Genomic DNA, 21,554 nt, shown 5'->3' on the forward strand with positions numbered 1-21,554 from the left:
TCATCAGGGGGTGCAGGCCGGGCGGCATCCGCGCCAGCTCGGCGAGTCCCACCCGCGCACTTCCTGATCAGAGCGAGTTGGCCGGGGCGGAGGGCTGGGTGGGGGTCAGGCCGGTACGGCGGAGTTTCTGCCAGCCGAGGCGGCCACCGGTCAGGGCGGTGACCATCGACTGGATCATTACCAGGTACATCAGCTGGCGGTACGCGAACTGCTGCAACGGCAGCACCCACAGCACGCCCAGCTTCTCCCGGTCGAGCCGGAACGCCACCACCGCGGTCAGCATCTGCAGGCCCAGCATGACCAGCCAGGCCACCGCCGTCGCGGTCCGGTCGAGGAAGAACAGCCCGTAGAGCGCGAGCAGGTCGATCACCGGTGCCAGCAACGGCAGGAGCACCCCGAACAGGCTGAGGAAGAGCAGACAGCGGCGGGTGAACCGGCCCGAGGCGCCGCCGTCGGTCAGCGACCGGCGGTGTTTCCACATCGCCTGCATGGTCCCGTAGCTCCACCGGTACCGCTGCTTCCACAACTGGCCCAGCGTGGTGGGTGCCTCGGTCCAGGCCCGCGCCGTCTCCTCGTAGACGACCTTCCAGCCGGCCCGCCCGATGGCCATGGTGATGTCGGTGTCCTCGGCCAGGGTGTCGTCGGTCATCCCGCCGGCGTACGCCAGGGCCTGCCGCCGGAACGCACCGATCGCCCCGGGCACGGTGGACATGCAGCGCAGCGACTCGTAGAGCCGGCGATCGAGGTTGAAGCCGATGACGTACTCGATGTGCTGCCACTTGGCGATCAGGCCGCCGCGGTTGCCCACCTTGACGTTGCCGGCGACGGCGCCCACCTGCGGGTCCGCGAACGGCTGCACCAGTCGCCGCACCGAGTCCCGCTCGAACACGGTGTCGCCGTCGACCATCACGATCAGCTCGTGCCGGGCCAGCGCCACCCCGGTGTTCAGCGCGCTCGGCTTGCCGCCGTTGGGCTTGCGGACGACCCGGACGTTGGGCAACCCGAGCCCCTCGGCGATGTCCGCCGTTCCGTCGGTGGAGCCGTCGTCGACGACGATCACCTCGATTCCGCCCGGGTGATCGCCGCCGGCCAGCGAGCGGACCGCCGCGGCGATCCCCTCCTTCTCGTTGTACGCGGGCACGATCACCGACACCGGTTCGGTCACCGGCGGCCCCCACGCCCAGTCCTTGGCGCGACGTCGGCGGGCGTGCCGACCGGCGAGCACGAACAGCAGCACGCTCCGCCCGATGGTGAGCACGCCCACCGCGACGAAGAGCCACCCGAGCAGGCCCAGCGTCCGGTCCGCGCCCTGCACCGCCCAGATCAGCATCCGGCCGCGCCAGCGCTCGTCCGGACCGGCCGCCAGGCCGGCGTCCACCCGGTGGTCGACGCCGGCCTCGGCGAGCGCGAGGTTCAACCCCTCGGTCACCGTGACGAACCGGTAGCCGCGTTCCTTCATCAGCGGAATGAACCGGTCGAGGGCCGCGACGGTCTCGGCCCGGTCACCGCCCGCGTCGTGCCAGAGCGTGACGGCACCCGAGTACCCCGAAGGCGTCACGTTGGCGACGATCTGATCCACCCCGGGCAGCGCCCAGTCCCGGCTGTCGGTGTCGTTGAGCACGCTCAGGTAGCCCAGGTCGCCGGCGTGGCCGAACACCGGCCAGTCCAGGTCGTCGATGGCCGCCGCGTACGAGGAGTACGGGAACCGGATCAACGAGGTACGCACCCCGGCGGCACTGGCGATGACCAACTGGGTCTGGGCGTACTCCATCCGGCGCCGCCACCCGGGCAGGACGGTCAGGTCCGGGTGGGTGAAGGTGTGTACGCCGAGCTCATGGCCGCCGGCGGCCAGTTCTCTGACCAGATCGGGGTGGCGAGCCACCTGCGAGCCGACCACGAAGAAGGTCGCCGGGACCTGGTGGGCGTCCAGCACCCGTAGGACCTCCGGGGTCCAGACCGGATCGGGCCCGTCGTCGAAGGTGAGCGCGAGGGTGCGTGGCGGCAACCGGTACGAGCGGTGCTGCCCGTCCGCGATGCTGATGATCGGGCCACCGGTCGTCACCGCGTCGGGCACCTCGTGCTGTACGCCCTGGCTCTGCCGGCGGTCCGGAGCGAACGACGCGTTGGCGTACGCGCCGACCATGAGCACGCCGACCAGCACCGCACCGAGCACGCCGAGCAGGGTCCAGCTCGGTGGCGGTACGACGCGACGGCCCAGCCGGACCCGGCGGTGCCGCTGCCGCGACGGCTCAGCCATCGACGCGGGCAGCAGCGTCTGCGCCGACCGGCGGGTCGATGATCGGGGGCGGGCTGACGGTCGGTTCGGCGCCGGGTGCCGTCGGCGGTGTGGTCGTCCGGGGCGCACGGGTCTCGGCCGGCGGCGACGACGGGCCCCGGCCGGGTGCCGTCGAGGTGGCCGGGGTCGAGGGGGCGCGTGCCGGCGTGGCCGACGTGCGGTTGGTCGTGGGGGCGGTGGTCGTCGGCGTGGCCGGTGCGGTCGTCACGGGCGCCTCGGCGGCGGGCAGCGTGGGCGCGGGAGGCGGCTGCCAGGGCTGCTGGGTCGACTCGACCAGGGGCAGCAACGGCGTGGCGTTGACCGGAGCACCGGCGAAGCTCGCCACGACCAGCCCGGTGTAGAGCAACCCGATCAGCCCCAGGCCGTACGCGATCCACCGCAGCCAGGAGCGGCGTCGACCGGTGGGGTCGACGAAGACGGGTGGGGGTTCGGGCACCGTTGCCATCAGGGTGGTGGGGCTGTCTACCCGTACCAGCATCATGGTCGGTCCGTCCACGGCCGGCGGTGCCGGCGCGACCCGCACGGCCGGCTGCACCACCGTCGCGTCCTGCCCTGCCGGGTGCCAGCCCTCCAGCGCGTCGGCCTTCGCGTTGGCGCTGGTGAGGCGGTCCCGGTTCATGGGGCCGCAGTTTAGAAGCGAGCATTCCTCGATCTGCCGGCGGCATCCGCGTTTGGGACGCAAGTTGCATCCGACAAACGCCCGGTCGGAGCCGGAGTGACCGGATCGCTGCGGACGGCGACGTACGGCTCGGCCGGTAGGCGGCACCCGACCCCGCGCCCGTCCCGCGCGGCCTGCCCGAATCCCGCCTCGGCCGGCGCGAACGACCGGGTCGCCGTCCGGCCGGCGGAGACACGGTCGTCCGGACCGCTCACCGACCCCTGGTCGGACGGCCCAAAATAAAGATCCTCTCGGTCGACGCGCAGGTCGGTGCCCCGCCGACCGGCCCGGCCGTCCGGCGGACCGATGGCCCGCGTCCGGGGGCGTCGAGGGTCCGGGCGGGACCTTCCGGTATCCGGGTAGCGTGAGTGCCGTGGCCCGCAGCGTGTACCTGACCAGCGTCGGCTCGGGCGGGGGGAAATCCACCGTCGCCCTCGGACTGGCCGAGCTGCTGTCCCGGCAGGTCGGCCGGATCGGAGTGTTCCGGCCGCTGGTCGCGCCGGATCCGCCCGACCCGATCCTCGCCCTGCTCACCGAGCGCTACCGGGTCGGCCTGCCGGTCACGGAGCTGCACGGCGCCACTTACGCCGAGGCGACCGCCCTGGTTGCCGACGGTCGCCGGGAGGAGCTGATCTCCCGGATCGTGGAGCGCTACCGGGAGGTGGAGCGGCAGTTCCCGGCAATGGTCGTGGTGGGCAGTGACTTCGCCGGTGCCGGTGCCGGTGACGGCCCCCGGGAGCTGGCCTTCAACGCCCGGCTGGCCACCGAGTTCGGCAGCGTCGTGGTGCCCGTGGTGGACGGCTTCGAGCAGTCACCCGACACGATCAGCGCCGCTGCCCGGGGCGCGTACCACGACGTGGCCGACCTCGGCGCGACCGTGCTCGCGGTGCTCGCCAACCGGGTGCCGGGCGTCATGGCGCTGCCCCGGTTGCCGGTCCCCGCGTACGCGATTCCGGAGGTGCCGAGCGTGTCGGCGCCGACGGTGGCCGAGGTGGCGGCGGCGCTCGACGCCACCCTGCTCGCCGGTGACGAGACGGCGCTCGGCCGGGACGTGCTCGACTACGTGGTCGGCGCGGCGCACGTGCCGACCCTGCTGGACCACCTGACCGAGGGCGCGCTGCTGATCATGCCGGGCGACCGGGACGACCTGCTGGTGGCAGCGGCTGCGGCGCACGTCGCCGGCCAGGTGTCCCTGGCCGGGCTGGTGCTCACCCTGGGGGTGCCGCCCGACCCCCGGGCGATGCGGCTGGTGGCGGCGCTGAACGCCCGGCTCGCGGTGCTCTCGGTGACCAGCGACAGCTACCACACGGTGGCCGCGTCGAGCCGCATCGAGGGCCGGCCCAGCGCCGGCAACCCGCGCAAGGTGGAGGCCGCCCTCGGCGCCTTCGAGGCGCACGTCGACACGGCCGAGCTGGCCGGCCGGCTGCGGGTCAGCCGCTCCGAGCGGGTCACCCCGTTGATGTTCGAGTACGACCTGATCGACCGGGCCCGGACGCGACGGCGGCACCTGGTGCTGCCGGAGGGGACGGAGCCACGGGTCCTGCGCGCCACGGAGATCCTGCTGCGCCGAGGCGTGGCCGACCTGACCCTGCTCGGCCGTCCCGAGGAGGTCGCCCGGGGCGCCCGGGAGCTGGGCGTCGACATCGGCGCGGCCCGGGTGGTGGACCCGGCGGCCAGCCCGTGGCGCGAGGAGTTCGCCGAGGCGTACGCGAAGCTGCGCGCCCACCGGGGCGTCACCGTCGAGCTGGCACACGACATCGTGGCGCAGCCGAACTACTTCGGCACGATGATGGTGTCGGCCGGCCACGCCGACGGCATGGTCTCCGGCGCCACCCACACCACCGCGGCGACCATCCGCCCCGCGTTCGAGATCGTCAAGACCATGCCGGAGGTCTCCGTCGCCTCCAGCGTCTTCTTCATGCTGCTCGCCGACCGGGTGCTGGTCTACGGCGACTGCGCGGTCAACCGCGACCCGGACGCCGCCCAGCTCGCCGACATCGCCATCTCCTCGGCCGACACTGCGGCCCGGTTCGGCATCGAACCCCGGGTGGCGATGCTGTCGTACTCGACCGGCAGCTCCGGTGCCGGCGCGGACGTGGAGAAGGTCGCAGCGGCCACCGCCCTGGTCCGGCAGCGCCGGCCCGAGCTCGCCGTGGAGGGACCGATCCAGTACGACGCGGCGATCGACCCGGCCGTGGCGGCGACGAAGCTGCCCGGCAGCACGGTCGCCGGCCACGCCACGGTCTTCATCTTCCCGGACCTGAACACCGGCAACAACACCTACAAGGCGGTGCAGCGCTCGGCCGGGGCGGTGGCCGTGGGGCCGGTGATGCAGGGCCTGCGCCGGCCGGTCAACGATCTCTCCCGAGGAGCCACCGTGCCGGACATCGTGAACACCGTTGCGATCACCGCCATCCAGGCCGCCGCGCTCACCGACGCATCGGCGGCGGTGCTCTCGTGAGCAAGGTACTCGTGCTCAACAGCGGTTCGTCGTCGGTGAAGTACCGGCTCTACGACGGCGAGCGCGTGCTCGACCGGGGCATCGTGGAGCGGATCGGCGAGCCGGGTGGTGGCCCGGGCGACCACGCCGGCGCGATCCGACAGATCCTGACCGGACTGGACCTGACCGGGCTGGCCGCCGTGGGTCACCGGGTGGTGCACGGCGGTCGGCGGTTCACCGCGCCGACGCTGGTTGACGACGCGGTGCTGGCCGCCATCGCCGACCTGGTGCCGCTCGCCCCGCTGCACAACCCCGCCAACCTCACCGGCATCGCGGTGGCCCGCGAGGCGCTGCCCGAGGTGCCGCAGGTCGCCGTCTTCGACACGGCGTTCCATCACACGCTGCCCGACTCCGCCGAGACCTACGCGATCGACCGGGAGGTCGCGCAGCGGTACGGCATCCGCCGGTACGGCTTCCACGGCACCTCGCACGCGTACGTCTCCCGGCGCGCCGCCGACCTGCTGGGCCGCCCGTACGCCGAGGTCAACACCATCAGTCTGCACCTCGGCAACGGCGCCAGCGCCTGCGCGGTCTCGGGTGGACGCAGCGTCGCCACCTCGATGGGGATGTCCCCGCTGGAGGGCCTGGTGATGGGGACCCGCAGCGGAGACCTGGATCCGGCCATCGTGTTCCACCTGCGCAGGGAGGGCGGGATGGGCGTCGACGAGATCGACGACCTGCTCAACCACCGCAGCGGCCTGCTCGGGCTGACCGGCGTCAACGACATGCGCGAGGTGCTGGCCCGGCGGGCGGCCGGGGACCAGGCGGCGACGCTCGCCTTCGACGTCTACTGCCGGCGGATCACCAGCTACGTGGGCGCCTACTACGCCCTGCTCGGTCGGGTGGACGCGATCGCCTTCACCGCCGGTGTCGGCGAACACGCGGCACCGGTACGCGCGGCGGCGCTGGCCGGGCTCGGCCGGCTCGGCATCACCGTCGACGCGGAGCGCAACGCGGGCAGCGGCGACCGGCTCATCTCGCCGGACGGCGCCGAGGTGGCGGTCTGCGTCATCGGCACCGACGAGGAGCGGGAGATCGCCCGCACGGCCAGAGCGGTGGTCGAAGCGGCCCGCTGAGCCGCCACATCGACCCAACCGGCGGGTCGCGTGCCCGGGCGGTGAGGGGGGGGACACCCGGGCAACGGCACCCGGGTGGGTGCGCCGGGGCCCTACCGTGATGCCGTGGATGTTGTTCCACGGCGGCTCGTCGCGTCGGCGATGGCTCTGCTGATGGCTCTGCTGATGGCCGGGGTGACCGGCTGCGCGGCGACCGGCGACCCGGCCGGCCGGGTGACGCCGACCCGGGCGGCACCCCAACTGCAGTACGCGGTGGCCGTCCGGACGTTCGTCGTCGACCCCGGCTCGGCGCGGCCCCTGCCGGTGACCCTCTGGTACCCGGCGCAGGGCAGTCGGGTGGCCGACGGGCGGTTCCCGGTGGTGCTCTACAGCCACGGCCTGGCCAGCCTGCCCGAGCTGCACTCCGGGCTGACCGCCCGCTGGGCCGCCGCCGGTTTCGTGGTGGCCGCTCCCGCGTACCCGCACACCCGACGCGGCGCGGCCCGTTTCTCCCGGGCCGACGTACGCCATCAACCGGCCGACGGATGGCGGGTGATCCGGCACCTGGTCCAGCTCGACCGCCGAGCCGGCGACCCCCTCGCCGGCCATCTCGACGTGCAGCGGATGGCGGCGGCCGGTCACTCGGCAGGCGGCTTCACCACGGCGGGCATGTTCACCAGTGGGCACCCGGTCAGCCTGCGCGCCGGCATCGTGATCGCCGGCGGTGGAATGGCGGGCAGCTTCGCGGGACCGCCCGCGCCCATGCTCTTCGTGCACGGCACCGCCGACTCGGTTGTGCCACTCAACGTCGGCCGGGCCGCCTATCACCGTACGCCCGGCCCCGCCTGGTTCCTCAGTCTGCTCGGGCAGGGGCACGGCGAGTACCTCGTCCCCGGCCGACCCGGCTTCGCCCAGGTGCTCGGCGTCACCACCGACTTCCTCCGGTGGACCCTCTACGGCGACCCGGAGGCCGCCCGTCGCCTCCCCACCCACGCCCTGCTCTCCAACATCACCTCCTTCGAGTCCCGCCCCACCCGCTGACTCCCCCGCGATCTTGCACTTTTCGTCCCCGCAAATCACCCCATAAGCATCTTTTCGGCGACCGAAACTGCAAGATCGGCGCGGCGGAGGGGTGGGGGGAGGGGTGGGGGTGGGTGGGGGGGAGGCAGAATCGGGGTGTGGGGCGTCGTGTCGGGTCGGCTCTGCTCGCCAGCGCGCTGGTCACCGGCGCGGTGGTGGGCTGTTCCAGTAGCCGCGACACCGTGCCGCAGGCGACTTCCGCCGCGCCGGCGCCCACCTCGGTCGCGCCGGAGAAGCCAGCAGTACCCGCCGGCAGCGCGCCGGAACGCGCCTTCGCGGTCGGCGTACGACAGCTGAAGCTGAACCGCGACGGCGATCGGCCGCTGCCGGTGACCCTCTGGTACCCGGCGGCCGGGCGGGCCGGCGGGCCGCCGACGACCTCGGCCGACGCGGCGGCCGGGAAGTTCCCGGTGGTCATGTTCAGCCACGGCCTGGGTGGCCGACCCGACGACTACGCGGAGCTGCTGACCCGCTGGGCGGCGGCCGGTTTCGTGGTCGCCGCGCCGACCTTCCCGCACACCTCCCGGTCCGGCGACCGCAACGTGCTCGACGTGCTCAACCAGCCCACCGACGTGTCGTACGCGCTGACCCGGGTGCTCGCCCTCGACGCACGTGAGGACGACCCGCTGCGCGGACGGCTGGCGACCGACCGGGTAGCCGCCGCCGGGCACTCGGCCGGCGGGGTGACCACCATCGGCCTCTTCACCACCGGTCGGGACGAGCGGCTGGCCGCCGGGATCGTCCTCGCCGGCACCGCCCTCGGAGTGGGCACCGCCTTCGCCGGCGCCGCGGCACCGCAACTCTTCGTGCACGGCGAGGCCGACGAGGTGGTGCGGTACGCCGCCGGCAGGGCCGTGTACGACAAGGTGCCCTGGCCGAAGGCGATGCTCAGCCTGCCCAACGGCGACCACGGCCGAGCCCTGCTGCGCGACGGCCCCTCGCTGCGGGTGGTGGCTGACACCACCATCGAGTTCCTACGCTGGGCCCTCTACGGCGACGCCGATGCCAGGGCCCGCATTCCCGCGGCCGGCGCCCGCAACGGCATCGCCACCCTCGACGACCGCTTGTAGAACCGCGGCGGCTCAGGCGGTGTGGTCGATGACGACCTTGCCGAAGACGTCTCCGGAGTGCAGGCGGGCGAAGGCGTCCGCCACCCGGCTGAACGGCACCACGCTGTCCACCACCGGTCGGACGCCCCGTTCCGCGCAGAACGCCAGCAGGTCGGTCAGCTCTCCCGGCGTGCCCATCGAGGTGCCCAGGATCTCCAACTGCATGGCGAAGACCCGGCGCAGGTTGAGCTTCGGTTCGTGCCCGGCGGTCGCGCCGGCGACCACGATCCGGGCCCCGGGCGCGGCGGACTTCAGCGAGTGGTCGAAGGTGGCCGCGCCGACGGTCTCGACGACCACGTCGACCCGTTCGGGCAGCCGCGCGCCGGGTTCGACCGCGGTCGCGCCGAGCTGGGCGATGCGCTCCCGCTTGACCGTGTCCCGGCTGGTCGCGTACACCCGTTTGCCCATCGCGGCAGCCAGCGCGACCGCCGCGGTGGCCACGCCACCACCGGCGCCCTGGACCAGCACGGCGTCGGCCTCGTCGACGCGGCCCTTGGTGGTGAGCATCCGCCACGCGGTCAGCCAGGCGGTCGGCAGGCACGCCGCGTCGGTCGCCGCCAGGCCCGCCGGCAGCGGCAGCAGATTCGATCGGGGTACGGCCACCCGCTCGGCCAGGGTGCCCGGGAAGTGCTCGGAGAGGATCGACACGCCGCGCGGGTCACCTGCAGTGGCCACCACCGGGTAGACGACCACCTCGTTGCCGGCGGGGTCCGTCCCGGCCGCGTCACAGCCCAGGATCATCGGCAACTGTTCGGCGCGCAGCCCCACGCCCCGCAGCGACCAGAGGTCGTGGTGGTTGAGCGAGCTGGCCGTGACGCGCACGACCACCCAGTCGTCATCGGGCAGGCTCGGCTCGGGCTGCTCACCGACGGTGAGTGCGGCGAGCGGGTCGGCGTCGTCGAAACGGGAGGCGAAGGCGGCACGCATGATCCGCACCGTAACAAGCGGAGCGGGCGTTAAGAAGGGGCCCTTCCTATGCACGAGGCGTTAAGAAGGGGCCCCTCCTTACACCTCAGGCGCGGGCGACGCCGGCGCGGCGGGCGGCCTCGGCGACCGCCTCGGCGACGGCGGGGGCGACCCGCGGGTCGAGCGGGGAGGGCACGATCGCGTCCGGGGCCAGCGTCTCGGCCACCACGGCGGCGATGGCGTCGGCCGCCGCGACCTTCATGGTGTCGGTGACCCGGGTGGCGCGGGCCGCCAGGGCGCCCCGGAACACGCCCGGGAAGGCCAGCACGTTGTTGATCTGGTTCGGGTAGTCGCTGCGGCCGGTGGCGATCACCGCAGCGTGGCGCCCGGCCACCTCCGGATGCACCTCGGGCGTGGGGTTGGCCAGCGCGAAGACGATCCCGCCGGGGGCCATCCCGGCCACCGCCTGCTCGGGGATCTGCCCGCCGGAGACCCCGATCAGGACGTCGGCGTCGCGCAGCGCCTCGATGATGTCGCCCTGCCGACCGTCGGCGTTGGTCAGTTCGGCCAGCTCTGCCTTTGTGCCGGTCAGGTTGGGGCGATGGGCGGAGATGATGCCCTGGGAATCGCAGACCACCACCTGGTCCGGGTCCACTCCCCCGGCGACCAGCATCCTGGTCACCGCCACCCCGGCGGCGCCCGCGCCGCTGACCGCCACCCGCAGGTCGCCGAGCTTGCGGTTGAGCAGCGTGGCCGCGTTGCGCAGCGCCGCCAGCACGACGATCGCGGTGCCATGCTGGTCGTCGTGGAAGACCGGGATGTCCAGCGCCTCGTCGAGCCGGCGCTCGACTTCGAAGCAGCGCGGGGCGCTGATGTCCTCCAGGTTGATCCCGCCGAACGAGGGGGCGAGCGCCGTGACCGTCGCCACGATCTCGTCGACGTCCTGGGTGTCCAGGCAGACCGGTACCGCGTCGACCCCGCCGAACTGCTTGAACAGCACGGCCTTGCCCTCCATCACCGGCAGCGCGGCGCGCGGGCCGATGTTGCCGAGGCCGAGTACGGCCGAACCGTCGGTGACGACCGCGACCGTGTTCGACGCCCAGGTGTAGTCGTGGGTGAGCGTCGGATCGGCGGCGATGGCCTCACACACCCGGGCCACCCCGGGGGTGTACGCGAGGGAGAGGTCGTCCCGGCTGGTCAGCGGGACCGTCGAGACGACGGCCATCTTGCCGCCCCGGTGCAGTCGGAAAACCGGATCAGCAGGGTCCACGGTGGACGAAGACATGGTGACTCCAGGATCTGTCGAGCAGCTGGACCAGCCGGTCGGGCGCACGGTGAGGCGACGAGCGGCGGCGCGCGGTGCGGGGGGTCACCCGGACGTCTCCGAGCATATGGGAGCGGCGTCGCCAGCACGTGACCAGGGTCATAACCGACGGGACGGCAGCCGGCCGGGCCGTGGCCAGTAGCGGGCCACCACCCGGCCGATCACGTCGGCCACCCCGTACGCCCGGGAGTCGTCGGTGACCAGATCGTTGTCCCCGTACAGCCACCAGCCGCCGTCGGCGGGACGGACCGCGCGTTTGACGACCAGCAGGTCCGGGCGGCTGCGGAAGACCGCGACCACCACGTCGCCGGGGCGGACGGCCCGGCCGCCCCGGCGGACCAGCACCGCGTCGCCGTGCCGCAGCGTGGGCGACATGGACGGGCCGGTCACCAGTACGGCTGACAGCGGCCACCGCAGCCGGGCCTCGGGCACCGGTTTCACCTCCAGCGGCCTCGGGGACCATGTCCAGGAGTAATGTCGTCTTGGATCATCGCAAACTTCCCATGGAGGATCCCGATGCGACTTCCGCGCATCCTCACGCCTCGCGTGACCGCCAGCGCGCACTGCGACCTGCCCTGCGGTGTCTACGACCCCGCTCAGGCTCGGATCGAGGCCGAGTCGGTGAAAATGATCTGCGAGAAGTACCAGGCCAACACCGACCCCGAGTTCCGCACCCGAGCCATCCTGATCAAGGAGCAGCGGGCCGAGCTGGTCAAGCACCACCTCTGGGTGCTGTGGACCGACTACTTCAAGCCGCCGCACTTCGAGAAGTACCCGAACCTGCACCAGCTGTTCAACGAGGCCACCAAGCTGGCCGGTGCCGCCGGCGCCAAGGGCGCCACCGACCCGGCCAAGGCCGACGAGCTGCTGCAGAAGATCGACGAGATCGCGAAGATCTTCTGGGAGACCAAGCAGGCCTGACAGCGCCATCCACGGCGGCCGGTGCGTCCGTACGGACGCACCGGCCGCCGGCCACCCGCACCACCACCGCCGCCGTCGTCGCTGGCGGCCATCGAACATCCGGCCGCCTGAGCGGGTAGAGTCCCCGACCGGGGGGATGAGTGGTGACTCAACTGACTGGCCAGCCGGCAACCGACGACGTCGTGCACCTCACCGTGCCCGCCGACGGCGGCTATCTCGGCGTGCTGCGCACCGCCACCGCGGGCCTCGCGGCCCGCCTGCAGTTCGCCCTCGACGAGATCGAGGATCTGCGCATCGCCGTCGACGAGGCGTGCGCCATGCTGCTTGCCATCGCGGCCCGGGGGGCCGATCTCGACTGCCGGTTCACGGTGATCGAGGACGCACTGACCGTCGAGGTCACCGTGCCGACCGTGCCGGGTGCCAAGCTGCCGGCCGAGTCGTCGTTCGCCTGGAAGGTGCTCACCGCGCTGACCACCTCGGCGTCGGCGAGCGCGGTCGCCGGCCGGGCCACCATCTCGCTGCTCACCCGTCGTACGACGGGTTGGTGACGGTCTCAGCTCACTCGAAGCCCAGGGCTCGCGTGGTGGGCGGGCTGACCAGCAGCCAGGTGACGCCGATCCCGAGCGCGATCAGCGGTACGCCGAGCCAACCCAGCCCTCCCTGGATCATGAACCAGCCGATCGGCAGCAGCATCAACTGGAGCACGATGGCCGGAGCGCGGGCACCAGCCCGGCGGCGCAGCAGCGCGCCACCCAGCGCCCTGAGCGCACCGGCGGCGCCGGCGGCGAAGGCCGTGACCAGTAACGCCGAGGTCAGGTCGGTGCTGGTGGCGGTGAAGTCGGCGACGACCAGCCAGGCGGCGACCAGCCCGACGGCAACCGACTGGCCCTGTAACAGCCGCACCGCCCAACGGAGCGTGACGGGGGTCGGGACGGAGTCGATGGCCACGCGGACACGATACCCGTGACGGTCCGGAGTACAGTGCCGCCCATGCGGGCCGTCCTGCTGGTCAATCCGAAGGCCACCACCACGAGCGAACGCGCACGGGACGTGCTGGTCCGGGCGCTACGCAGCGAGGTCGATCTTTCCGTGCGCTACACCCGCCGGCGGGGGCACGCCACCGCGCTGGCCCGTGAGGCCGCCGCCGAGGGGGTCGACGTCGTGGTGACCCTCGGCGGCGACGGCACGGTCAACGAGGTGGTCAACGGTCTGATGACGGCCACCACGGTCAGTGGCCGACCGCCGACGGCGGAACGCCTGCCTGCCCTGGCCACCGTGCCGGGCGGCTCGACCAACGTCTTCGCGCGAGCGCTGGGCCTGCCCCGGGAGTGGCCGGAAGGCGCCAGCATGATCCTGGAGGGGCTACGGCTGGGCCGGTACCGGACGATCGGCCTCGGCCAGGCCGACGACCGCTACTTCACGTTCTGCGCCGGCTTCGGGCTCGACGCCGCAGTGATCCATCGTGTCGAGGAGGCTCGACGCCGGGGCCGGGTCTCCTCGCCGGGGCTCTACTTTCGCGCCTTCACCGCACAGTTCCTGTTCGGCTCCGAACGGCGACACCCGGCGATCCGGCTGGAGCAGCCGGGCGAGGAGAGCGCCGGCGAACTGGCCAGCGTCATCGTCCAGAACACCGCCCCGTGGACCTACGTCGGGGACCGGGAGGCCAACCCGAACCCGGATGCCTCGTTCGATCTGGGGCTCGACGTGCTGGCCTTTCGCCAGCTTGGTGTCGCGAGCACGACACGTACGGTGACGCAATTCCTCTCCAACACGCCGGATCCGCGTGGCCGGCAGGTGCTGCGACTGCACGACGTGGCTGAGTTCACGCTGGTCGCGGGCCGTCCCCAGGCATTTCAGCTCGACGGCGACTATCTTGGCGAGAGGGAAAAAGTCAGATTCACCTCCGTTCCGGCCGCACTCAGAGTAATCTGTTAGGCCTCCGGCACCACCGGGTAGGAACGACAGGGTGCATCCCCCGACGCCCCGACTCGCGACACCCGGGGCTCGTGTCGGAAATGTCAGCATTGTCCGCCGGACTGTACTATATTGATGATCGACTGTGATACGGCGGGTAGCCGGAGCAATCCGGAACCCGGACAAATGGGTTGTGGGCTTGCTCACCGCCCGGAGTTTTTCCGAGCGCCACCCTTGACATTGCGCAAGTTCGTGAAAGTATTCACAAGCGAACTTGAGTTACCGGGACATTGCCCGAACGCGCCCAGCAGGTTGAGCCGTTCCAGCAGGTCTCGGGGCCAACGGGCCTGCTCACGCAGTGCCGAATTGACGGACGCGAACCGTCATCATCGGCATTGCGGATGCATATAGGAAAAGCACCAAACAGCAACGTCTGCCACCCACCCAGAATGAGGAGTGTTGCCGCCATGGACTGGCGCCACCGTGCTGTCTGCCGCGACGAGGACCCGGAGCTGTTCTTCCCGATCGGGACGTCCGGTCCGGCTCTCCTGCAGGTCGAGCAGGCCAAGGCCGTCTGCCGGCGCTGCTCCGTGACCGATCAGTGCCTGCAGTGGGCACTGGAGTCCGGTCAGGACGCTGGCGTCTGGGGCGGGATGAGCGAGGAGGAGCGGCGCGCTGTCAAGCGTCGCGGCGGCCTCCGGGTGCTGCGCGCTCACTCCGCCTGACCACAACCGCACCACGGAAGAACGCCCCGGCCGGCTCCGCCCGCCGGGGCGTTCTACTGCCGCCCCACTCGCGTCGATCATGAGGTTAGCGACAGAATCAGAGATCAAGAGCGCCGCTAACCTCATGACCAATGCGGCGGAGCACCAGGTCGACCAGTTCCGGGGTGTCGGTGAGGGGGGCGGAGACGGCCACGGCGCCGGCGGTGCGCGCGGTCGTCGTCACTGCGTCGTGGAAGAAACCGGGGGCCAGGAAGTAGGCGGCCACGGCCACCCGCCGGGCACCGGCCGCCCGCAGCCGGGTAACCGCCGCGCCGGAGTCCGGTGGCGCCGCCGAGGCGTACGAGACCCGGGTCGGGGTGTCCAGGGCCGCGCCCAGTGCGGCGGCCACCCGCCCGACGGACCCGCGGGCGGCGGCGTCCCGGGTCCCCGCCGCGGCCAGCACCAGCGCGTCGAAGCGGCCTGGATCCGCCTCGGCCAGCCGCCGCCGCAACCCGGCGAGCAGCGCCGGGTCCACCTCGTCGCCCACCGGGCCGAGCACGTCGGTCACCCGCACCCGGATCGGAGGCCCGGACCGGTTGGCCGCGGCCACCGCCGCCGGGATGTCCACCCGCCGGTGGTACGCGGCGGTGAGCAACAACGGCACCAGGACCACCCGGGGGTGCCCGGCGGCGGCCAACCGACGCAACGCCTGCGCCGGATCGGGCTGGGTGTGATCGAGCCAGCTTGCCAGGACCGGGGCGCCGGGCCGGGCCGCCGCGACCGCTCGAGCCAGCGCCCTGGTCGCCTCGGCCGCCCGTGGATCGCGGCTGCCGTGCGCGACCAGGAGCACGGGATCGGTGTCGGGCTTCCCGGGCCGGCTCCGACCGCCGCTCAGAGATGCAGCCCGCACTCGGTCTTCTCGAACATGGCCCACCGGCCGGCGCGCGGATCCTCCCCGGCCTTGGTCCGCCGGGTGCACGGCCAGCAGCCGATCGAGCCGTAGCCGCGCCGGAACAGCTCGTTGACCGGCACGTTCCACCGGGCGATGTACGCGTCGACGTCCGCCTGGGTCCAGGCCGCGATCGGGTTGACCTTCACCTTGCCGCGCCGGTCGTCGAACGCCACCACCGGCGTGTTGGCGCGGGTCGGGGACTCGTCACGGCGCAGCCCGGCGGCCCAGGCGTCGTAGCCGGCGAGCGCCCGCTCCAGCGGCTCCACCTTGCGCAGCCGGCAGCACTCGTCCGGCGATCTGTTGAACAGCCGCGGCCCGTACTCGCCGTCCTGCTGCCCCACGGTGAGCCGCGGCCGGATCGACCGGACGTTGACCGGCAGCGCCCGCGCCACCTCGTCGCGGACGGCGAGGGTCTCCGGGAAGTGCAGGCCGGTGTCGAGGAAGACCACGTCGACCCCGGGCGCCACCCGGGAGACCAGGTGGGCGAGGACCCCGTCGGCCATCGAACTGGTCACGCAGAACCGGGCGCCGAAGGTCTCCGCGGCCCATCGGGCGATCTCCGACGCCGGGGCGCCCTCCAACTCGCGGCCGGCGCGTTCGGCCAGCTCCCGCAGTTGGGCCGGGCTGCGCCGACCGGCCTCCGTGGACGCCGTGCCGACCAGCCCCAGGCCGGCGGCGGAGACCAGCCCGCTCATCGGTTCACCGCCCGGGAGAGCAGGCCGGTGAACCGGACCGTGAAGACCCGGGCGCAGGCGTGGCACTCCCACGCGCCGTGCCCGGCCTCGCTCGGCCGTAGGTCCTCCTCGCCGCAGTACGGGCAGTACAACGGGACGGCTCGGGTCTCACCGCTCATCGCGCCACCTCGCTACGCTCGGTGCCGCGATGAGACTCCGAAGCACTGAACCGAAAGATTCGCTCGCTACGCTCGCTCATCGCAGTTCCTCCTCGTCGGCACGGATCACCCAGTTGGCGAACGTCTCGCCCTCGGTGCGGCCGGCCAGGTAGTGCCGGACCAGCCGCTCGACGTACTCGGGAAGTTCCTCGGCGGTCGTCTTCAGACCGCGCAGCTTGCGACCGAAGCCGGCGGTCTGCCCCGCGACCATGCCCAGCCCGCCGCCGAGGTGCACCTGGAAGCCCTCCACCTGGCGACCGTCCGGACCGGTCACCAACTGGCCCTTGAGGCCGATGTCGGCCACCTGGGTACGCGCGCAGGCGTTCGGGCAGCCGTTGAGGTGGATGGAGATCTGGGCGTCCTTGAGGTCCTCTCCGGCGAGTCGTTCCTCCAGCCGGGCCACCAGCTCCTCACCGCGCGCCTTGGTCTCGACGATGGCGAGCTTGCAGTACTCGATGCCGGTGCAGGCCATGGTGCCACGCCGCCAGATCGACGGGCGGGCCTCCAAACCGATCCCGCGCAGCGCCGTGACCAGCGACTTCGAACGCTCCGGTGGGACGTCGAGCACCAGCAGGTTCTGGTACGGGGTGAGCCGCACCCGGCCGCTGCCGTGCGCCTCGACCACGTCCGCGAGCTGGGCCAGTTGGCTGCCGGAAACCCGCCCGACCACCGGGGCGGCACCGACGTAGTGGCGACCGTCCCGCTGGGCATGCACGCCGAGGTGGTCGATCGGCTTCTCCGGCAGATCCGGGGCGGGACCGTCGAGCAGCGTCCGGCCGAGGTACTCCTTCTCCAGCACCTCGCGGAACTTCACCACGCCCCAGTCGGCGACCAGGAACTTCAGCCGGGCCCGGTGGCGCAGCCGACGGTAGCCGTAGTCGCGGAAGATGCCGACCACGCCGGCCCAGACCTCCGCCACCTCGGCCAGGGGCACCCAGACGCCGAGCCGCTGGGCCAGCATCGGGTTGGTGGAGAGGCCACCACCGACCCACAGGTCGAAGCCGGGCCCGTGCTCGGGGTGGTCGACGCCGAGGAAGGCGATGTCGTTCGCCTCGTACGGGGTGTCCACCAGCCACGAGATCGACGTCTTGAACTTGCGGGGCAGGTTGGAGAACTCCTGGTCGCCGATGTACCGCTGGACGATCTCGTCGATCGCTGGCGAGGCGTCGATCCGCTCCGCCTCGGCCACCCCGGCCACCGGGCTGCCCAGCACGACCCGGGGGCAGTCGCCGCACGCCTCGGTGGTCTGCAACCCGACGGCCTCCAGCCGCCGCCAGATCTCCGGCACGTCCTCGATGCGGACCCAGTGGTACTGGATGTTCTGCCGGTTGGTGATGTCGGCGGTGTCCCGGGCGAACTCCCGGGAGATCTCGGCGACCGTACGCAGCTGCGCCAGGTCGAGCTGGCCGCCGTCGACGCGTACCCGCAGCATGAAGAACTCGTCTTCCAGCTCGTGCGGCTCCAGCACGGCGGTACGTCCACCGTCGATGCCCGCCTTGCGCTGCGTGTAGAGGCCCCACCAGCGGAACCGGCCGCGCAGGTCCTGCGGGTCGATGGAGGCGAAGCCCTGGTGCGCGTAGATGTTCTCGATCCGCTCGCGTACGTTGAGCGGGTTGTCGTCCTTCTTGATCCGCTCGTTGGGGTTGAGCGGCTCGCGGTGCCCGAGCGCCCACTGGCCCTCGCCGCGGGCCCGGCGCGGTGTCCGAGCGGGTCTTGCCGGGGGGTTCTCGGGGCGGGCCGGAATCTCGCTGACCACCATCGCGGCGTCCTCCGTTGTCTGCAGTGCCTCGGTCGGGTACCACAAACGCGACGACCGGCTCCCGATGGGGCCGTGGACAACGGTGTCATGGGGGCGGCCGGCGCGCTGCGTGCCCGAGGCAGGATTGGTCGGGCGTCGTCAGTGAGCCGGACAGATGGCGCTGAACACGCGGCCGTAGTCCACGTGGCGACGGGCCACGAGGCGACGGACTAGGGCAGCAGCCATGCACGCCATGCTTCCACATCCCGGCCGGGCCGGCCAATGACCGCGTGGGCGATCCCACATCACGGGCGCCGGCTGAGTCACCCGCGAGCTACGCCCTGTGGCAGGCTCGCGACATGGGTGATTTGTCGGGTAAGTCGGTCCCGATCGCCGGCACCGGGGTCCGACTCAACGGCCTGCGCCTGCGCGCCCTGCCGGTGTGGCTGGTGCCGGCCGGCGTCACCCTGATCGTGACGCTGGCCGGGTTGGACGCCGCCCAGCCGTGGCGGGACGAGTTGGCCACCTGGAGCGCCGCCAGCCGGCCGGTGAGCGGACTGCTCCGGCTGGCCGGCACCATCGACGCCGCCACCGTGCCGTACTACCTGCTCATGCACGCCTGGGTGGCGGTCGCCGGTGACTCGGTGGCCGCGCTGCGCCTGCCGTCCGCGCTGGCGATGGCGGCGGCGGCCGGGCTGACCGCCGGGCTCGGGCAACGGCTCTGCGACGCCCGCGTCGGCACCCTCGCCGGCCTGCTGTTCGCGGTACTACCCGGCACCGCCCGGTACGCCCAGGAAGCCCGACCGTACGCCCTGGCCTGCGCGCTGGCCGTGCTGAGCACCCTGCTGCTGGTCGATGCGCTGCGCCGTCCCGGCCGGAGCCGCTGGGCCGCGTACGCCGCCGCGACCACCGCCCTGGGACTGACCCACCTGATCGCCCTCACCCTGCTCGCCGCCCACGCCGTAGCGGTGCTCGGCACCGTCACCGGCCCCGACCGGCGGCAGTCCGACCGACCCCGGCCGAACCAGGGACGGCCGGGTTCGCATCCAGCGCCGCCGGACCCAGCCCGGTCGGACCGGTGGCGTGCCGCCTGGCCGTGGCTCGCCGCCCTGGTGCCGGTGGTGCTCGCCGTGGCGCCGCTGGCGCTGCTGTCCTCCGGCCAACGGACCCGGCAACTGGACTGGGTGGACGGCAGCCGCCCTGCGGACCTGGCGGCGCTGCCCGGTGGGGTGGCACAGAGCGGCGTGGTCGGCGGCGTGCTGGTCGGGCTCGCCGCGCTCGGTCTGGTCCGGGCCGGTCGGCGGATGGTGCTGCCGGCGAGCTGTGTCGTACTCCCGGTGTCGCTGCTCTTCCTCGCCGGGCTGGTCGTACCGCTGTGGGTTCCTCGCTACCTGCTCTTCGTGGTGCCCTTCGCCTGTCTGCTGGCCGGCGGAGCGCTGGCGTCCGCGCGGTTGCCGGGCGCGCTGATGGTGGTGGTCCTGGCCGGACTGCTCGGCCTCCCCGACCAGATCGCGCTGCGCCGCAGCCACGAGTGGCCCCGGACCGCGACGGTGGACTACCGGGGCGCGGCCCGGATCGTAGCGGCGGGCCACCGCGCCGGCGACGCGGTGGTCTACTCGCCCCGGGACGGCTGGCTCTTCCTCGATCTCGGTCTCCGGTACCACCTGGGCGAGCAGACGCCCAGGGACGTGCTGCTGGTTGCGGACCAGGAGCACCGGGGCGACCTGTGGGCCACCGAGTGCGAGCGACCGGCCGAGTGCCTCGCCGGCACCGACCGGGTCTGGCTGGTGCTGGCCGGCCACCACCGCGACCCCCTCACCGCCGTCCCCGCACCCAAGGGCGCCGCCCTCCGCGCCAACTACCACGTGGCCCAGATCTGGCCCCGCCCCAACCTCACCATCGCCCTCCTGACCCGCTGAGCGGATCAGGAGGTGGCGCGGGTGAGGGGGACGGTCAGCAGGGCTTCGGTGCCGCCGGTGGCGCCGGGACGCAGCTCGATGCTGCCGCGCAGTTCGCCAGTGACCAGGGCACGGACGATCTGGAGGCCGAGCTTGCGACCGCCGTCGGCGTCGAAGTCGGGCGGCAGTCCGCGTCCGTTGTCGGCGACCGTGACGTGCAACATCCTGCGGGACCGGTGCGCGGAGACCACCACCTCGGGCACCACCGCGGGCTCCGCCACCACCGACCCAGCCACCACCGGCTCCGCCACCACCTGTGCCGGGAGATCCTCATCGGCCGGAGGGAAACCGTGTTCGACGGCGTTGAGCAACAATTCGTTGAGGGCCATCACCAGCGAGGTGGCGATCTCGGCAGGCAGTACGCCGAAGCTGCCCTCGCGCCGCATCCCGACGCTCACCTCGGTCGCCGCCACCTCGGTCGCCGCGCTCGCCACCCGGTCGACGATGCCGTCGAACTCGACCGCCTCGTCGCTGGACATGGAGAGCGTCTCGTGCACCAGGGCGATCGACGCCACCCGGCGTACGGACTCCTCCAGCGCCACCCGCGCCTCCGGGATGCCGACCCGACGGGCCTGCAGACGCAGTAGCGCGGCCACGGTCTGGAGGTTGTTCTTCACCCGGTGGTGGATCTCCCGGATGGTGGCGTCCTTGGTGATCAGGGCCCGATCCCGGCGACGTACCTCGGTGATGTCGCGGACCAGCACCAGCGCGCCGATCGGCACTCCGGCAGGCATCAGCGGCAGGGCCCGGGTGAGCATGGTCGCGCCGCGCGCATCGATTTCCCGCCGCGGCGGCGGCTCGCCGCGCAGCGCGGCGAGGATGCCATTCGCGGCGTCGGTGCCCTCCAGCGGATCGCCGGCCAGCCGGCGGTGCAGCGCCGCGAGATCCTCACCGACCAGGTGGGCGGCGTAGCCCAGCCGCCGGTACGCCGACTGCGCGTTCGGGCTGGCGTACGTGACCTTGCCGCTCGCGTCCAGCCGCACCAGGCCGTCACCGACCCGGGGCGCCGAGGTGGTCTCGCCGGGGTGCCGGGGCGGCGGGAAGGTGCCATCGGCGATCATCTGGGCCAGGTCGTCGGCCGTGGTCAGGTAGTTCAGCTCCAGTTGGCTGGGGGTGCGGGCGGTGGACAGGTTGGTGTCCCGGCCCACCACGGCGATCACCTCGCCGGACTCACCGTCGGCGGTGCGCAGACGGACCGGGATCGCCTCGTGGCGGGCGGGCACGTCGCCGTACCAGACCGGATCGCCTTCCCGCCAGATCCGCCCCTGCCCGTACGCGACATCCAGGTGCGCCACTTCCGGGCCGCCGACGAACCGCCCCACCTGGTCGTCCTGGTACGCGGTGGGCGCGGTGGTGGGGCGGACCTGGGCGGCGCAGAGGAAGCTGTCCTCGCCGTTCACCGGCACCCAGAGCAGCAGGTCGGCGAAGGAGAGATCGGACAGCAGCTGCCAGTCACCGGCGAGGCGGTGCAGGTGATCGATGTCGGCCGGGCGCAGACGGGTGTGCTCCTCGGCAAGGTCACGCAGCGTGGACACGTCGACCAGGGT

Annotated in this window: 20 protein-coding genes; 9 read left to right on the forward strand and 11 right to left on the reverse strand. The window is 72.7% G+C overall.

The window, feature by feature from the left end; all coding sequences use genetic code 11:
• Positions 1 to 67: 67 nt before the first annotated feature.
• Positions 68 to 2,257, reverse strand: a complete 2,190-nt coding sequence (locus IEY61_RS15815; protein ID WP_189044937.1) for a bifunctional polysaccharide deacetylase/glycosyltransferase family 2 protein — start codon at positions 2,255 to 2,257, stop codon at positions 68 to 70.
• On the reverse strand, positions 2,250 to 2,915 hold the full coding sequence (locus IEY61_RS15820; RefSeq protein WP_189044939.1) for a hypothetical protein: 666 nt from the start codon (positions 2,913 to 2,915) through the stop codon (positions 2,250 to 2,252). Before IEY61_RS15820 ends, IEY61_RS15815 begins: the two co-directional genes overlap by 8 nt.
• A gap of 403 nt (positions 2,916 to 3,318) precedes the next feature.
• Between IEY61_RS15820 and pta the strand changes: the two genes are divergently transcribed.
• The 4 genes from pta (at position 3,319) to IEY61_RS15840 (ending at position 8,659) form a co-directional block, all read left to right on the forward strand.
• On the forward strand, positions 3,319 to 5,415 hold the full coding sequence (gene pta, locus IEY61_RS15825) for a phosphate acetyltransferase (RefSeq protein WP_189044941.1): 2,097 nt from the start codon (positions 3,319 to 3,321) through the stop codon (positions 5,413 to 5,415).
• A complete protein-coding gene (locus tag IEY61_RS15830) occupies positions 5,412 to 6,530 on the forward strand; it encodes an acetate/propionate family kinase (protein WP_189044943.1) in 1,119 nt (372 codons plus the stop codon). Before pta ends, IEY61_RS15830 begins: the two co-directional genes overlap by 4 nt.
• 141 nt (positions 6,531 to 6,671) lie before the next feature.
• On the forward strand, positions 6,672 to 7,550 hold the full coding sequence (locus IEY61_RS15835; RefSeq protein WP_189045112.1) for an alpha/beta hydrolase family protein: 879 nt from the start codon (positions 6,672 to 6,674) through the stop codon (positions 7,548 to 7,550).
• 137 nt (positions 7,551 to 7,687) lie between these two features.
• The gene (locus tag IEY61_RS15840) at positions 7,688 to 8,659 is read left to right on the forward strand and encodes an alpha/beta hydrolase family protein (protein ID WP_189044945.1); all 972 of its coding nucleotides are present in this window, start codon (positions 7,688 to 7,690) and stop codon (positions 8,657 to 8,659) included.
• A 12-nt stretch (positions 8,660 to 8,671) separates the two neighbouring features.
• On the opposite strand, the gene IEY61_RS15845 is transcribed toward IEY61_RS15840, so the two are convergent.
• The 3 genes from IEY61_RS15845 to IEY61_RS15855 all read right to left on the reverse strand — a co-directional run bounded on the left by IEY61_RS15845 (position 8,672) and on the right by IEY61_RS15855 (position 11,369).
• Entirely contained in the window at positions 8,672 to 9,634 is a 963-nt protein-coding gene (locus IEY61_RS15845) for a zinc-binding dehydrogenase (protein ID WP_189044947.1), read from the reverse strand.
• A gap of 76 nt (positions 9,635 to 9,710) precedes the next feature.
• Complete coding sequence (locus tag IEY61_RS15850; protein WP_189044950.1) at positions 9,711 to 10,889, reverse strand: NAD(P)-dependent malic enzyme; 1,179 nt, start codon at positions 10,887 to 10,889, stop codon at positions 9,711 to 9,713.
• Positions 10,890 to 11,027: 138 nt separating this feature from the next.
• Positions 11,028 to 11,369, reverse strand: a complete 342-nt coding sequence (locus tag IEY61_RS15855; RefSeq protein WP_229705945.1) for a S24/S26 family peptidase — start codon at positions 11,367 to 11,369, stop codon at positions 11,028 to 11,030.
• A gap of 75 nt (positions 11,370 to 11,444) precedes the next feature.
• Between IEY61_RS15855 and sodN the strand changes: the two genes are divergently transcribed.
• Both sodN and IEY61_RS15865 read left to right on the forward strand, forming a co-directional pair.
• A complete protein-coding gene (gene sodN, locus IEY61_RS15860; RefSeq protein WP_189044952.1) occupies positions 11,445 to 11,849 on the forward strand; it encodes a superoxide dismutase, Ni in 405 nt (134 codons plus the stop codon).
• 143 nt (positions 11,850 to 11,992) lie between these two features.
• On the forward strand, positions 11,993 to 12,397 hold the full coding sequence (locus tag IEY61_RS15865) for an ATP-binding protein (RefSeq protein ID WP_189044954.1): 405 nt from the start codon (positions 11,993 to 11,995) through the stop codon (positions 12,395 to 12,397).
• A gap of 10 nt (positions 12,398 to 12,407) precedes the next feature.
• On the opposite strand, the gene IEY61_RS15870 is transcribed toward IEY61_RS15865, so the two are convergent.
• A complete protein-coding gene (locus IEY61_RS15870; RefSeq protein WP_189044956.1) occupies positions 12,408 to 12,797 on the reverse strand; it encodes a hypothetical protein in 390 nt (129 codons plus the stop codon).
• Positions 12,798 to 12,839: 42 nt separating this feature from the next.
• Here IEY61_RS15870 and IEY61_RS15875 point away from each other — a divergent pair, with 42 nt between their 5' ends.
• Together IEY61_RS15875 and IEY61_RS15880 are read left to right on the forward strand one after the other, a co-directional pair.
• Positions 12,840 to 13,784: a diacylglycerol/lipid kinase family protein gene (locus IEY61_RS15875; RefSeq protein ID WP_189044958.1), complete on the forward strand. Its 945-nt coding sequence runs from the start codon at positions 12,840 to 12,842 to the stop codon at positions 13,782 to 13,784.
• Positions 13,785 to 14,230: 446 nt separating this feature from the next.
• Positions 14,231 to 14,488 carry a WhiB family transcriptional regulator gene (locus IEY61_RS15880; RefSeq protein ID WP_189044960.1) on the forward strand — a complete coding sequence of 86 codons (258 nt, stop codon included), beginning with the start codon at positions 14,231 to 14,233 and terminating at the stop codon, positions 14,486 to 14,488.
• Between the two features lie 97 nt (positions 14,489 to 14,585).
• Here IEY61_RS15880 and IEY61_RS15885 read toward each other — a convergent pair whose 3' ends face one another.
• The 4 genes from IEY61_RS15885 to IEY61_RS15900 all read right to left on the reverse strand — a co-directional run bounded on the left by IEY61_RS15885 (position 14,586) and on the right by IEY61_RS15900 (position 18,070).
• Positions 14,586 to 15,377 (reverse strand): sirohydrochlorin chelatase, encoded by a 792-nt coding sequence (locus IEY61_RS15885; RefSeq protein ID WP_229705946.1) that lies wholly within the window; start codon positions 15,375 to 15,377, stop codon positions 14,586 to 14,588.
• Complete coding sequence (locus IEY61_RS15890; protein WP_189044962.1) at positions 15,359 to 16,114, reverse strand: phosphoadenylyl-sulfate reductase; 756 nt, start codon at positions 16,112 to 16,114, stop codon at positions 15,359 to 15,361. The genes IEY61_RS15885 and IEY61_RS15890 overlap by 19 nt, the downstream gene beginning before the upstream one ends.
• Positions 16,111 to 16,272, reverse strand: coding sequence for an IS1 family transposase (locus IEY61_RS15895; RefSeq protein WP_189044964.1), 162 nt, complete (start codon positions 16,270 to 16,272; stop codon positions 16,111 to 16,113). The genes IEY61_RS15890 and IEY61_RS15895 overlap by 4 nt, the downstream gene beginning before the upstream one ends.
• A 76-nt stretch (positions 16,273 to 16,348) precedes the next feature.
• Positions 16,349 to 18,070 carry a nitrite/sulfite reductase gene (locus IEY61_RS15900; protein ID WP_189044966.1) on the reverse strand — a complete coding sequence of 574 codons (1,722 nt, stop codon included), beginning with the start codon at positions 18,068 to 18,070 and terminating at the stop codon, positions 16,349 to 16,351.
• A 338-nt stretch (positions 18,071 to 18,408) separates the two neighbouring features.
• On the opposite strand from IEY61_RS15900, the gene IEY61_RS15905 reads away from it, so the two are divergent.
• Positions 18,409 to 19,968, forward strand: a complete 1,560-nt coding sequence (locus tag IEY61_RS15905) for a glycosyltransferase family 39 protein (RefSeq protein ID WP_189044968.1) — start codon at positions 18,409 to 18,411, stop codon at positions 19,966 to 19,968.
• 5 nt (positions 19,969 to 19,973) lie between these two features.
• Here the strand turns inward: IEY61_RS15905 and IEY61_RS15910 are convergent, their stop codons facing one another.
• Entirely contained in the window at positions 19,974 to 21,542 is a 1,569-nt protein-coding gene (locus IEY61_RS15910) for a PAS domain-containing sensor histidine kinase (RefSeq protein ID WP_189044970.1), read from the reverse strand.
• Positions 21,543 to 21,554 lie beyond the last annotated feature (12 nt).

The organism is Micromonospora sonchi, assembly GCF_014646235.1.
GTDB lineage: Bacteria > Actinomycetota > Actinomycetes > Mycobacteriales > Micromonosporaceae > Micromonospora > Micromonospora sonchi.